The following is a 13,544-nucleotide window of genomic DNA, read 5'->3' on the forward strand; positions in this document are numbered from 1 at the left end:
GTCCAGACGGCACTCTGGCCAACCGTCGGGATCAAGCCGCGCATGGGGTTGCTATGCAGGTCATTGATGGCGAGATCGGCATTGCGTGAGGCGCTCCCCCCCACCACGGCCACGCGAGCCAAACCTTGCGCGAACGCTTGCACATCGATCAGGCCGCTCAAGGACGTTGATGACGACGGCGCTGGCGTCGAAGGACTTAACGGTACAGAGGGGACAGGTTTCGCCACCACGCGGGCGATATAGGCATTGCCATTAGCAAGTCGCCCAACCACGACCGAACCATCGGCATTGGCCCCCGTGGCGGTTTCCGTCTGAACGCCCTGCACTGTCACGCCGTTGGCCTGCAGCCACGCCTCCACGGACTGCATCTTGGCGGCCTCCGTCCATCGAAATGCTTGAGCGCTTTGGCTCCCGTTCGCTGCAACGCCTACCACGACACTTCCATCGGAATTGACTCCCCCTAGAGCGGAACCAATGGGCCTGTCAACGCCCCCGAGATCTTGCTCGCCGCCCAAAGCCGTCCAGCGAAAGGTGTGGGTACTCGCGCCTGAGGTATTGATCCAGGTCACCACACTACCGTCATCGCTACGTTGACTTCTCCCACATTCATACCCGTTCCGATACCTGTAATGCCAGCGCTTTGCGCTGCCGCAAGCAGGGGAACGGCCAAACCGACACTCAGCGCACACGCGCTTAATCGGTGGCAGGCCGTCAAACGACGCTTGGAAGAGAGGCTCAGGGAGCAAGAAGGACGAAAACGCATGAGCAATTTGACGTGATGGAATAGGACATCAGCAAAAAAACACACGTCGCCTAAAGAAGAAAATCACCTCGAGGGTGATTGACGACGCGCCGCCGGGAAAAGATAAGCCGCACAACAAGACGCAGAAATCGAATGATGTACCGAGAATGGAGACGCCTCACGGATTCCGCCCCGACGCGCACTTACGCGGACCACAAATGACTGATTGGCCGTGCCACAGAACGCATTCGGCCCAGATAAACTCACGATTGGCAATGACTAATTCGCATTATTCGGCACAACGAAAAGCCTTTAGGGAAAAAGTAAGCTTTCGCCATGGTGCCCTCGTTCGACTGATAGGCGGATAGAAATAAATCTAAATTTCGCGATGAGTTGTCGCTCCCAGAAAACAGCCCCGTTGAAAAATAGAATTTATGGTCACCCCCATTTTTGCAAGACTGATGTTCGATGCAGTGTTTGGCTTGCCTAAATCTATCCGGCGTCATTGTGGGGAGTCGCTCCCTGCGCCACGATGAAAGTCGCGCCTGACGATCCTAAAAAATCCTCGGCTTCGGAAGCCAATCTATTTTTCGGGTTGTTCGTCAGGCCGGTGTGCCGTTCACGTCATCTAATGTCAGTCGCCGCAAAACCAGGTGGGGGTACTTCGGTAAAACGTTAGGGATCGAGCGCTCAGGCTGGCATAACGCTCGATCCCGCATCAAATACGGTGCTGTGCGTGGCCAGCGCCCACGCCATTCTGGCCAGCTTGTTCGCCAGCGCGCAGGGCACCACGTTCGAATGCCGACGCGTGAGCATCGCGCGTACCCACTCGGCGAGCCGCCCGCTCTGGCTGCGGCGAGATGAGCTTGACCTGGTGCCCGAAGCCGGCCAACTGGCGGGCCATGTAATGGGCTCCGGCGCACGCTTCCATGACCACTGTGCACGCATGAAATGTCGCGAAAAACTCGACCAGTTGCTTGCGACTCACCTTCTTGCGAAACACCGCTTTGCCTTGCCGGTCTTGCCCGTGAAGGTGAAACGTATGCTTGCCCAGGTCGATTCCTACCAGCGTCACGTTCTGCATGATGGCCTCCAAAATGAAAACACCCTACCGCGTTACCCGCGTGTAGGGTGGGGGTGACCATCTTGTATCTTTCTGCTCACGGACGGCGGTCACGCAGCCTGATAACCATCATGGGCCTAGAAGCCCGCTAATGAGCATGCGGCGCGTGATCGCTACCGTTCTTCGATAAGCCTGAACAGTTGCTTGAATTCAAATTCGCATTCGCAAGAATGGGATCCGAGGAACCATGTCTGAAAAAATCGCCGTTGGAATTGATGTCGCAAAAGCCACCCTCGATATCGCTTTCGGAGCAGCCGGTATCGTCGCCACCTATCCCAATACACCAACAGGTCACGAAGCGGTTGTCTCCACCCTTGCTCAATACGAGGTTGACCTTGTGGTACTGGAGGCCACCGGAAGCTATGAAGTAGCAGTTGGTTGCGCGTTGCAAAGCGCAGGCCATGCATTCGCCATTGTGAATCCGCCGCAGGCCCGTGACTTCGCCAAAGCAATGGGAAATCTGGCAAAAACCGACCGGATTGATGCACGTGCTCTGGCACAACTTGCCCAGGTGCTTGCCCAACGAACTGACAGGGACAAGGTCGTCAAAGTCCTGCGTTCTCCACTGCAACGGGAACTCCAAGCCTTGATTGCACGCCGTCGCCAACTGGTCACGTTGCTGACGTCCGAGCGGCAACGTTTAGGAGTCAGCCACGAGACCGTGTGCAAGAGCATTGCTGCCGTCATTGAGGTTCTCCAAGGTCAGCTCAAGATTGTCGAAGCAGCCCTGACAAAGCACGTCAAAGCGCACCACGCCAACCTTGTCGAACTGCTGTCCAGTGTTCGCGGAGTCGGTCCCGCTACTGTCGCTACGCTGATCGCCGACGTGCCGGAGCTCGGCAATCTGACGCGGCGCGAAGTCGGTGCGTTGATCGGGGTAGCCCCCTTCAACCGCGACTCAGGGGCGTTTCGCGGCAAGCGAACAATCTTCGGTGGACGTGCAGCGGTCAGGCGCATGCTGTACATGGCGTACGTTAGCCGCTGTTCGCTTTAGCCCAGCAATCGCGGCCTTCTATCATCGGCTCGTCGCCACAGGCAAGCCGAACAAGGTGGTTCTGGTTGCCTGTATGCGAAAGCTGGTGACTATCCTCAACGCCATCGCAAAAATAGGAAAGCCGTGGGATGAATCCATCCACACGGCTTGACTGGAAAGACAGTTGCTCATTAAATCCGGCATGGTTTTCATCGTTTGAATCGGAAGATCCGCCGTGAGGACGAGCAAGTTCCTGGAAACACGGATCGCGTTTGCCTTGACTCAGGTTGAGCTAGGTATGCGGGTAAAAGGGGTGTGCCGTAAGCTGGGTATCACCGCGGCGACCTTTTCCACTGTACGAAAAAATGCGGTGGCGTGCGACCATCGAAGCTGCGCAGAATGCGCCAGATGGAAGCTGAGAACATGAAGCTCAAGCGCCTAGTTGCCGATCTGGGCCTTGACAAAGCCATGTTGCAGGATGTCTTGTCAAAAAAGTGCCCACCCTGGCGTTGCAAGGCGAGCGTTGTCCGCCTTCTTGATGTGCATTGGTGATGTGATGCCTTCGCTCTCAAGGGCATCTATCGCGCCCAGGGCAGCCTCTAAGCGATATTCGGCGGCCAATGGCTTCGTTCAGAACATCTTGCGGCGCAGCACCGTCCGCGTTTGATGTTCTTCAATACGTTGGGGAGGAGACCCATAAAACTCACGTATTTTTAATTTTTTCTTCAAGGCACACAGCTAGCTTGAAGCGAGGCTGCACGTGCTCGTCCTCATCACGCGCCTTCCGTCCACATTTCATTTGCCCTATCCATCCACTACGATGTCGCCCGCGAAGCCCTTCTGATGAGCGTCGACGGCTTGGCGATATAGTGCTTCCAGCGCGCGTACAGCGCGCTCTGTAGAAAAGACGCCCCTCGTATCCGTGCGCTGCGCGGCGAGCAATGCGCGCACCTCGGCCAGTCTGAACCGGCCTTCAGTGGCCAAGCGTATCGCTGCGCGCTCGTAATCGTCTAGCGAAGTCGTGATCATGTCATCAAGCCCCATTGCGTGGAGCACGCTGCCAGCCATACGGCTTGAAAACGTACGCCCTGAGCATGTCAACAGGGGCACGCCCATCCAAAGCGCGTCGTTAGCAGTGGTGCCACCATTGTACGGATAGGTGTCGAGAAACAGATCGATCAGGCGCAGGTTGGCATAGTAATCAGGGAGTGAAACACGTCCCGAAAAGTGTAATCGTGCGGGATCGATATTGCGTTTCGCTGCCTGATCGCTGAGGTTGTCTCTCGCGCATTGCGTTGGAGCATACAAAAGCAGCGCGCTGTCGGGAACGGCGTCCAGTATGCGCATCCAGCGGTCGAAGAGCGCGGGGTTGAATTTGTAGGTGTTGCACAGACACCCGAATAGGAAGACCGCCTTTTCGAAACCCAGGTGCTCGCGCGTGACACCCTCGGCGGGCTGTGGCCGCTGGGCGTCACTGATCTGAAATGTGCCGGGCATAAGCGCTAGGCGTTCGCTAAAATGCTCCGGACATCGTTGCGGAGCGATATACCTATCCACGATCACGTAGTCCAAATTGGGGACGCCACTGGAGCCGGGATAACCAAGGTATTGTATTTGGATCGGTGCCATGCGGGTGGCGAATGCCTCTGCGCGTCCGCCTTGCGTCAGTCCGGTGATGTCGACAGCGATATCGAGCGCATACTGGCGTGCGAATGCTACGAGGTCGTGGTCGTCCAGCGAGGAGACGTCAATGAAGTGTTCCACAGCCTGCTCAATCCGATGGCGATAGTCATCGGTGCCCGGGTTTGTGGCGAAGGCAAATACCTCAAAAGACTGGCGGGCGTGATGCTCAAACATCCCAGCGAGCATGATCGAGACGGGGTGCGTTTTAAAGTCATGCGAGAAATAGCCGACGCGCAGCCGTCGGTTTACGGTGGAGTTCGCTAAGGGTAGCTCATTGCGCGCCATCGCCGGCGCCCACAGTTGGGCTACGTTCAACTGGCGAGCTGGATCCTCGGAAATAGGCAAGTAATGCAGCGGCGTACACGCCCGTTGTCCGGCGTCAATGGCGTGTTCTATGTTTGCGCACAGTTCCGGCAAGCGGTCCCAAGCGCATACGCGCATTTTGGTATGGAGCAGATTGCTTTGATAAGGCATCGGATCCGCCGCGTATTCCATGGCTTTCTCGATGAGTGGAATGGCCAAATCGGCACGACCGACCGCAAACTGCAGCGTAGCAAAATTGAATAGTGCACGATGATCGGTCGGATCTATTTGCAGCAGCCGTTCGAGATCGCGGGAAGCGCTTTCAAAGTCAAAGCGAGAAATATGTACACTTGCGCGGCAGTGCAGTGATTGGCGAAGCACTGTTTTGACGTTTGTGTCATCGGGAGCGAACACTTGAGCACGATCGAGCAGGGCAACGGCCGTGTCGAAGTCGCTTTGGCGATAGTGCAGCAACGCGAGGTTATACAAGGAGCCCGCGTCGGCTGGATCTAGCTCAAGGGCGCGGAGGAGATATGAGTGTGCGAGGTCAAACATGCCAGCATCCACAGCGATGCCGCCCAAAAGCCGCATGACTTCACCGTCGTCGGGCGCTAACGTCAGGGCATCGCGCAATATTTGGATCGCCTGTACATAATCCTCTTGCTCATATGCGGCAATGGCGGCGTGGATCACCTCGGTATTGGGTGAAAAAGGATCTGCGTTCATTGACATGGTTACGTGGAAATGAAGAAGAAAATGGGCAAAGTTAACGGCGTTCGAACGTTATCGATTAACCTCCGCGAGAGTAGAGAATTTGCCGCAAATCGATGCAGCAAAGCAAGGTTCTTCCCCGTGCCGGGTCTTCCGATTACGCGCAGTGCACATTCCGGCGAAGTGGAACAATGATTCTGATCGAAGTCGAACGCGAATTCCGTTCGAAGACGAACAGGAACAGGCCTGTTTCGAAATAGGTGTCCGTCTTCCCGAAACCGGTGTTCATTTGGCAGGAACACGCAGACGCTATCAAGCCGCATACAAGGAGGCGTTGTTCCGTCAATGCTCACCTACCATTCAGTTCAGAAGGCTTGGGCACTGATTATCTACGATTGCAAGGCCGATGTTTCCCCACACGCCTAGGGCAACTTCCTGAATAAGTCTGCAAAGTGCGGTGATCTGCGCGTCGCTGAGCACGAACTTGCTGTTGTTCTCGATGCGCAGCGTCAGTCGGATCGTGGCGATCTTCGGTGAGTCAGCCTCGCCAGCACTCGTCGATGGGGCGGGTCTGTGCCGGCTTCTTGTAGGGGCCGATCTCGACGCCGCGATGCCGCAAGTAGCTGTACAGCGTGCTCTTGGACAGGTGCAGCTTCTGCGCGATGGCGGTGACCGACAACTTGCGCTCACGGTACAAGGTCTCGGCGGCCAGCGCAGTGGCCTCGGCCTTGGGCGACAAGCCCTTGGGTCGCACACCGACCCGGCCGCGCGCCCGTGCACGGATCAGTTCACGCTCGAACTCGGCCAACGAGGCGAACAGGTTGGACACGAGCCACCCTGGTGCGTTCGTGGTATCGATGGGGTTGTTCAGGCTCAGCAGGCCGACCTTGCGCTCCATCAGGTTGCCTACAAGTTCGACCAGGTGTTTGAGCGAGCGCCCCATTCGGTCAAGCTTCCAGATCACCAGCACGTCGCCGACACGCAACTGCCCCAGCAGTTCGTCCAGTGCCGGTCGCGCGATGAGACTCGCGCATAGCCGATTTTCATTCGCAAATTCCATTTTACTCATTGACCTAGATTATTTCGAACTTTGATTGTGCGAACCACTATTGAAGACGGCTTGTTGGCCTGTGGACAGGTCGGGCCGATTGTCGAATCGAAGTTCATAGAAACGAAGGTTTTATCGAACCATTGCCGGTGTAGCGGATAAGGTGTATAAACACCTATGTACGCAAACACTGTTTTGGAGGGCACCATGAATACCGTGCGTTGGAACATCGCTGTATCGCCTGACGTGGATCAGTCCGTGCGCATGTTCATCGCTGCGCAAGGTGGCGGCCGCAAGGGCGACCTGTCGCGCTTCATCGAGGAGGCGGTGCGCGCCTATCTTTTCGAACGGGCGGTCGAGCAAGCCAAGGCCACGACGGCAGGTATGGGCGAGGCAGAATTGAACGACCTCATCGACGAGGCGGTGCAGTGGGCGCGTGAGCACTGATGCGGGTCGTCCTTGACACCAACGTGCTGCTGGCCGCGCTAATCTCGTCGCACAGCCCACCGGACATCATTTATCGCGCCTGGTTTGCCGGACGTTTTGATCTGGTGACAGGGGCGGCGCAGCTCGACGAACTGCGCCGCGTGAGCCGTTATCCGAAGATCAAGGCCATTCTGCCCGCGCATCGCGTCGGCACCATGATTAACAATATTCAGCGCGCCGTTGTGCTGAACACGCTGCCGCCGCTACCGAGTGACATCAACGCCGACGATCCGAACGATGCGTTCCTACTGGCGATGTCACTGGCCGGTGAGGCTGATTACCTCGTGACTGGCGACCGTCGCGCCGGGCTGCTGCAACGCGGCACCATCGGCCGCACGCGCATCGTCACACCGACCACCTTCTGCGCCGAGGCGCTTTGAGTCATGCCGGTCAGCTTCCTGTCCACCACGCAACCGGAACGCTACGGCCGCTATCCAGATACGCTTTCCAGCGAAGAGCTGGCGCGCTACTTCCACCTCGAAGATGATGGCCGTGAGTGGATCGCCACAAAGCGGCGCGACAGCCACCGATTGGACTATGCGCTGCAACTGACCACGGCCCGCTTTCTTGGCACCTTCTTGGAAGTCCCGGCTGCCGTGCCCGGCACTGTACTGCATACGCTGTCGTCCCAACTCGGCATCGCCGACCCCGACTGCGTGCTGACCTACCGCGAGAGCGAGCAACGCTGGCGGCACACGACCGAAATTCGCACCCGCTATGGCTATCGTGAATTTGCCGAGGGCGGCGTGCAGTTTCGCCTGGGGCGCTGGCTGTGCGCCCTGTGGTGGACGGGCACCAACCGTCCGAGCGCCTTGTTTGATTATGCCAACGGCTGGCTGGTCGGCCACAAGGTGCTGCTTCCCGGCGTCACAGTGTTTGAACGCTTCATCGCCAAAGTGCGCTCACGCATGGAGTCGCGTCTGTGGCGTCTGCTCGCGCGCGGCGTGACGGCCGAACAGCCGCGGCGCCTCGACGACCTTCTCAATCCTGCCGAAGGCAACCGCCAGTTCTGGCTGAATCGGTTGCGCAAGGGGCCGGTGCGCGTCAGCGCTCCGGCGCGCGGTCTGGACATCAAGCTGTCCGGCACCCATGCGGTGTCAAGCCGCATCGCAGCGCTGGCCCGCTTTGCCAGCACCGTCAAGGCGTCCGCCGTGGCCCGGCTGCCGGAAGTGCGGCGCACATCGCCACGCTGGTGGCCTTCGTGCATTGCCTGGAGGCCAGCGCGCAGGACGATGCCATCGATGTACTCGAATTGTTGCTGCGCGAACTGTTCACCAAGGCCGAGAAGGAAGACCGTAAGGTCAGGCAGCGTTCCCTCAAAGATCTGGATCGGGCCGCCTCGACGCTGGCCGAAGCATGCCGGATGCTGCTCGATCCCGCTCTGCCGGACGACGAACTGCGCGAGCGAGTCTGTGCCGCCATTGGCCACGATGAACTGGCCTAGGCACTCAACGAAGTGATTGGCCTGGTGCGTCCGCCCAACGATGTGTTCTACACGGAGCTGGAGGCCCGCAAGGCCACTGTCTCGCGTTTCCTGCCGACGTTGCTGCGCGTCATCCGCTTCGGCGCCAATCCTGCCGCGCAGCCCTTGACGCAGGCGTTGCAATGGCTGCACGAAAAGCCCGGCCACTTTGGCCGGATCAACGCCACAGCCTATTCCTTCTGCGCGCTCGACAAGCTGCGCAGCGCGATCCTCCATCGTGACGTGTTCATCAGCCCGAGTTGGCGCTACGCCGATCCGTGTGCCGGGCTGCTGGCCGGAGCCGAGTGGGAAGCCGCGCGCCTGCCCGCGAACGACGCGGTACGCTTCGAGACGGTCGGCGACAAGACCGACCCATTGGAAGCGTTGGAAGAGCCGCCTTCGCTGATCGCGCTACGCAACGAGATCAAGGCGCGGATGCCGAGCGTCGATCCGCCGGAAATCCTGCTGAAAGTCGTCGGGCGCACCGGCTGTATGGACGCCTTCACACATCTGACTGAGCGCACGGCGAGCGCGGCCGATCTGACCACCAGCCTGTGCGCGGTGCTGATGGCCGAAGCCGGCATCACCGGCCCGGAATCGCTGGTGCGACAGGACACGCCGACACTCAAACGCGACCGGCTGATGTGGGTCGATCAGTCCTACGTGCGCGACGACACGCTGATCGCCTGCAACGCCGTGCTGGTGGCGGTGCAGAACCGCATCGCGCTGGCGCGTGCCTGGGGCGGCGGTAACGTGGCCTCGGCCGACGGTATGCGCTTCGTGGTGCCGGTGCGCACCATCCACACGCTGAACTTCATCGACGACGAGGCCCGCCGCCGCGCCCCGCTGCGGCAATTGAACCTCGGCGAAGGCTGCCACAGCCTGGCGCGCGAGGTCTTCCACGGCAAGTGCGGGGAGCTGTTTCAGCGCTACCGTGAAGGGCAGGAAGATCAGTTGAGCGCACTCGGCCTGGTCGTGAACATGGTCGTGCTGTGGAACACGCTGTACATGGACTCGGTGCTGACACAGTTCCGCAGCGAGGGCTACCAGGTGAAGCACGAAGACGAGGCGCGGCTTTCGCCGTTTGGCCACAAGTACCTCAATATGCTCGGACCCCACTCGTTTTCGGTGCCGGAGGCGGTCGCGCGCGGCAAGTGCGGCCACTGGAAAAAACACGCGATACACCACTTTCCTGACTACAGAGGTACAAGGTATGCAAGCCAAGTTAAATCACGATACCCAGGCCGGCGCAGCAGTTTACACACCGCTGGTCCTGAAAATATACGATTGGTGGGTACTAGAGTTCTCTAACCGCTATGCATGGCGGTGTCCAACACGTTCCGTCCTGCTCCCGTTTTTCCAGCAACACCTCAGTGCGAACCATCTCGATGTGGGGGTGGGTACAGGCTATTACCTGGCGCATAGCTCGTTTTCCACGGAACAAAAGGTCGCTTTGCTTGACTTGAACCGCAACAGTCTTGAATCTGCACTCACCCGGATCGCGCATTTGCAGCCTTTGCTGATACAGGAAGACATCCTCAAGCCCAGTGGCGCCCTAGGGCATCAAAGATTCGATTCTATTTCGCTTTTTTACGTACTCCATTGCTTGCCAGGCAATATGCCCGATAAAGCAGCAATTTTTGAGTTGCTGCACCGGCATTTGACCGCAGACGGCACGTTATACGGCACCACCATTCTTGGTGGCGATGAAGTCGTCCACAACTGGCTGGGACGTCGCTTGATGAAGCTATACAACCGAAAGGGGATTTTTGGGAACCAGCATGACACCCTGGCCGATCTTGAATCAGCGTTGTCTCGTTATTTTGCAAAGGTTAGCGTACAGCAATATGGCAGGGTTGCCCTGTTCACTGCAAAGCTATCCGCTTAAGTCGGTTGATTGTTCCATTGCTCCCCGGCCCCCTACTTCCGGCCCATTTTTGCGGAAATTCCCTCGTCCGCTTGTGAAAGTTCTTATTTTTCGGGACAGGCTTCCGGTCGGGGCGAGCCCGGAGGAAACAGCAGCACCAGGGGATTGCGCAGCACGGCGCGGCAGATGGCGCGGTGGATTTGCCGACGGTCGCCCAATCGCAGTGGACGCGATCGAAGCGCCATGTGGAATGCCAACGCAAAACTGACACCGACGTTGAGCAGCCCCATGGCCGCCACTCCGGCGAACGCCAGCCACAGCGCCGGGTCGTGAAACACCGAACCGCCCAACACGCCGATCGAAGTCGCGATCGACCCTGTCGACAGGGTCACGTGACGGACCTCGAACGGCAAAGCAAATGCCGTCAGCACGGCCGGCACGAGTCCCAGCATGAAGCCGAGCGTGAGATTGCCCAGCACCGGTGCGATGTGGCGTCGGCACCCGTCGGCGAGTCGCGCCGCACCCAGACGTCCAAAAACAAAACGTAGACGGCGGTTGTACGCAAGGACATCGCCAATGCCGTGCAAGGCGAACCAGTTGTCAGCCCAGCCGGAAATCAGGCTGGAGCACCACAACAGCACACCGGTCAGCGCCGCAAAGAACGGCGTTACACCGAGAATCGAAAACGAGTTCAGCGTCGCGTGCGCTTTTTCCGGAGAGATAGTGTTTGCACCCAGCGCCGCCGACACCGCCCACTGCACCAACAGGCAAAACGGGAAGACCATCGCCAGATTGCCGAAGATGGCGGCCGCCTGGGTACGCACCAGCGCGATCACCTCACCGACGAATGCATCCATCCCCGCTGGCGTATCGACATCATCGAGCTTGCTGGCGATGGCGGGCGCCGTCATGGCCGGTTGCTTGGTGGCCAGCGTGAAGCGGCAAAAGTGCATGAACAGGAAGCACAACGCGTAGTTGGCCCCCGGCAAAGAAACCCTCCACCACGGTCGGAAAGTGAGCCCCGGCAATCATGAACTTGATATAGACGGTCACGACCGTCACCAGTCCGCCGCCACAGGCCATCTTCAGCATCGAAAAATACTCGCTGCGATTGCGCGCGATGTAATGCTCGCCGGTCTCCGCACTGCGCTCGACGACCTTGCGCGCCAACAAGCCAAACGACGTCCGCGCCAGTTCGCCCACGCTTTGGCTCGCCCGGTTGGCTCTCACCAGATCCGCGAGCAACCGCACGCGCGCTGCGGCCTTATCGCCGTGGTCCCCGTAGGTCAGCCACGCCTCCAGCAAACGTTCGAGACGACGAATCCGCGCCTTGACGCGCTCGACTTGAAACACGATATCGACGCTGACGCCGTTCTCGTCGAGGTGTGCATATACCTCACGCACCGCGCGACCACAGTCGTCCAGCAGTGCGCGAAATACGTTGATCTGCTGCACAAACAATTGCGACGGCGGCGCACCGTGCGCGAACTCCTGACCAACGTCCTCAAGCGCCTGCATCGCGCGCCCTAGTCGGTAAAACGGCGAATCGGTGACGCGGGAATAGGAAAGGCGGGAGCGCACCGCCTGCGACAGCCCCGTCGATGCAATCTGATTGACGAGGTGATGCATCGCGGCAAGCAGATCCTCGGCGAACGGATTCCAGTCCACGTCGGCGTCGTCCACCTCGCCGTGATGGAGCAGCGCGATCAGATCGCCCAACAACTCAGTGGGTAAGGCAGCGATCCAGTCGGCAGCATCTCCGTCGGGAAACATCAGAGAACACAATGCCGAGAGGTCCCGTCGCGTCGGTGGCGGCGGAATCAACGCCTTTTCGATGCGCTCGGCTAACGCGCCCCAAAAGCCGGGCCGCACGGGCATGCCGGTGTCGCAGAGCAGCGAAATGGCATCGCTCTCATTGATGACGCTACGCAGCGTGCGCGCGACCGACAGTCGCCACTGCGGATTGCGCTCCAGCATTTGCAGCAAATAGCGTAGGCGCGTATGCGGCCGGTATCGGGTGGCCTCCCCTTCCCCCCGCACTTCGTTGACAATCGCGCCGCGCTTTTGCACCCAATGCGCCAACTCGATCAACCATTGATTGCGTACGGCCAGCGGCGCTACAGGATCTGCGTGCGCGAGCAGTTCGTCGAGTTGATGACCTGCATGGCGCGAGGCGCTCCACTTGCGCCAGTACAAAGTAAGCGAATTGAACATGAATCGGATAGTGTGTAGTCGGCTACGGATTCAGCGACAGAAACAGAAGGGACGGAGTCACCGGCACGTCTGACGTACGACAAATCGCACCGCCTGGCCTCATCCCGTCAAAGAGGGCCGAATGATAGCCCTGTTAGGGGCGTCAACTCGCAAAGCGATCTCGTCACCGATCGCAACGCACACGCCATTTCCCCACGAGGATGTGCGCGCCGACAACCGATCAGTCGGCCTGTCCCAAACGCACGAGCAGGCCGTCAAGACCGTCTCGAACCCTTGCGCGCCGCCGTAACAGGGATCGGGCACTTCGGTAGCGTCATGACGCCGCGCGAAATCCATCAACCGGACAATCTTGTGACCAAACGCTGTGAGACTGCGTGCTGTGAGCTCGGAGACGTTTGCGTTGTCCATGGCCACGATCCATTCGAAGCGCTCGAAATCGCTTGCTTCGACGCGGCGCGCCCGCAGTGCGCTCAGATCGTAGCCCCGCCGCTCGGCCGCCGCCTGCGTACGCGCATCCGGGGCGTGACCGATGTGATAACTGTGCGTCCCCGCCGAATCGATCTCGACGAGACCGGACAACCCCGCTTTGGCGAGTCGGTCGCGAAAGATGCCGTCGGCATTCGGGGGGCGGCAGATGTTGCCCATGCAGATAAGCAAAACTGACGCCGGACTCAGACCCCGCTCCCGGAATTGGTGTGTGGCAGCGGCGGCGCGATATGACGAGTGATGTCGCATTACATGTCGTTTTGTTACGTTTTTCCCGTCCAGCAAAGGTCGGCGGTGCCCGGCGCGCACCAGCGTTCCTTCGATGATCTAGACAGGAACATCTTGCCGCTTGAGTCGGCCGATTCACTCACGACTTGCACCACCGCGTCGGGGCGTCAGCGCGCAAGGACTCACCCGTTAAAACAGATATCGGAAGTTGGCTGTGC

General features: G+C 59.1%; 5 protein-coding genes and 7 pseudogenes. 6 read left to right on the forward strand and 6 right to left on the reverse strand.

What is annotated here, in order from left to right; translation table 11 throughout:
• Together ACIQWO_RS26685 and ACIQWO_RS26690 are read right to left on the reverse strand one after the other, a co-directional pair.
• Positions 1–368: pseudogene (locus ACIQWO_RS26685) on the reverse strand (hypothetical protein); the annotation flags it as partial.
• Positions 369–1,592: 1,224 nt separating this feature from the next.
• Positions 1,593–1,826: pseudogene (locus ACIQWO_RS26690) on the reverse strand (IS110 family transposase); the annotation flags it as partial.
• 226 nt (positions 1,827–2,052) lie between these two features.
• On the opposite strand from ACIQWO_RS26690, the pseudogene ACIQWO_RS26695 reads away from it, so the two are divergent.
• Both ACIQWO_RS26695 and ACIQWO_RS26700 read left to right on the forward strand, forming a co-directional pair.
• Positions 2,053–3,010, forward strand: a pseudogene (locus ACIQWO_RS26695) (IS110 family transposase).
• Between the two features lie 63 nt (positions 3,011–3,073).
• Positions 3,074–3,333 (forward strand): annotated as a pseudogene (locus ACIQWO_RS26700) (transposase); the annotation flags it as partial.
• Between the two features lie 309 nt (positions 3,334–3,642).
• Here the strand turns inward: ACIQWO_RS26700 and ACIQWO_RS26705 are convergent.
• Positions 3,643–5,550 carry a tetratricopeptide repeat protein gene (locus ACIQWO_RS26705; protein WP_402830712.1) on the reverse strand — a complete coding sequence of 636 codons (1,908 nt, stop codon included), beginning with the start codon at positions 5,548–5,550 and terminating at the stop codon, positions 3,643–3,645.
• Positions 5,551–6,012: 462 nt separating this feature from the next.
• Positions 6,013–6,553, reverse strand: a pseudogene (locus tag ACIQWO_RS26710) (recombinase family protein); the annotation flags it as partial.
• A 237-nt stretch (positions 6,554–6,790) separates the two neighbouring features.
• On the opposite strand from ACIQWO_RS26710, the gene ACIQWO_RS26715 reads away from it, so the two are divergent.
• The 4 genes and pseudogenes from ACIQWO_RS26715 (at position 6,791) to ACIQWO_RS26730 (ending at position 10,419) form a co-directional block, all read left to right on the forward strand.
• Positions 6,791–7,030, forward strand: a complete 240-nt coding sequence (locus ACIQWO_RS26715) for a ribbon-helix-helix domain-containing protein (RefSeq protein WP_402830714.1) — start codon at positions 6,791–6,793, stop codon at positions 7,028–7,030.
• A complete protein-coding gene (locus tag ACIQWO_RS26720) occupies positions 7,030–7,449 on the forward strand; it encodes a putative toxin-antitoxin system toxin component, PIN family (protein ID WP_402830716.1) in 420 nt (139 codons plus the stop codon). Before ACIQWO_RS26715 ends, ACIQWO_RS26720 begins: the two co-directional genes overlap by 1 nt.
• 3 nt (positions 7,450–7,452) lie before the next feature.
• A pseudogene (locus tag ACIQWO_RS26725) lies at positions 7,453–9,727 on the forward strand (Tn3 family transposase).
• Positions 9,728–9,744: 17 nt separating this feature from the next.
• Complete coding sequence (locus ACIQWO_RS26730; protein ID WP_402830717.1) at positions 9,745–10,419, forward strand: class I SAM-dependent methyltransferase; 675 nt, start codon at positions 9,745–9,747, stop codon at positions 10,417–10,419.
• An 83-nt stretch (positions 10,420–10,502) separates the two neighbouring features.
• Here ACIQWO_RS26730 and ACIQWO_RS26735 read toward each other — a convergent pair.
• Positions 10,503–12,612: pseudogene (locus tag ACIQWO_RS26735) on the reverse strand (site-specific recombinase).
• A 99-nt stretch (positions 12,613–12,711) separates the two neighbouring features.
• Entirely contained in the window at positions 12,712–13,347 is a 636-nt protein-coding gene (locus tag ACIQWO_RS26740; protein WP_402830719.1) for a low molecular weight protein-tyrosine-phosphatase, read from the reverse strand.
• Between the last annotated feature and the right edge of the window lie 197 nt (positions 13,348–13,544).

The sequence above is a fragment of the Pandoraea sp. NPDC090278 genome (genome assembly GCF_044772185.1).
Lineage (GTDB): Bacteria > Pseudomonadota > Gammaproteobacteria > Burkholderiales > Burkholderiaceae > Pandoraea.

Bases quoted from the DNA above. Each gene is read 5' to 3' on its own strand.
- ACIQWO_RS26705 (WP_402830712.1), bottom strand. From the start codon at position 5,550: ATGAACGCAGATCCTTTTTCACCCAATACCGAGGTGATCCACGCCGCC.
- ACIQWO_RS26715 (WP_402830714.1), top strand. From the start codon at position 6,791: ATGAATACCGTGCGTTGGAACATCGCTGTATCGCCTGACGTGGATCAG.
- ACIQWO_RS26720 (WP_402830716.1), top strand. From the start codon at position 7,030: ATGCGGGTCGTCCTTGACACCAACGTGCTGCTGGCCGCGCTAATCTCG.
- ACIQWO_RS26730 (WP_402830717.1), top strand. From the start codon at position 9,745: ATGCAAGCCAAGTTAAATCACGATACCCAGGCCGGCGCAGCAGTTTAC.
- ACIQWO_RS26740 (WP_402830719.1), bottom strand. From the start codon at position 13,347: ATGCGACATCACTCGTCATATCGCGCCGCCGCTGCCACACACCAATTC.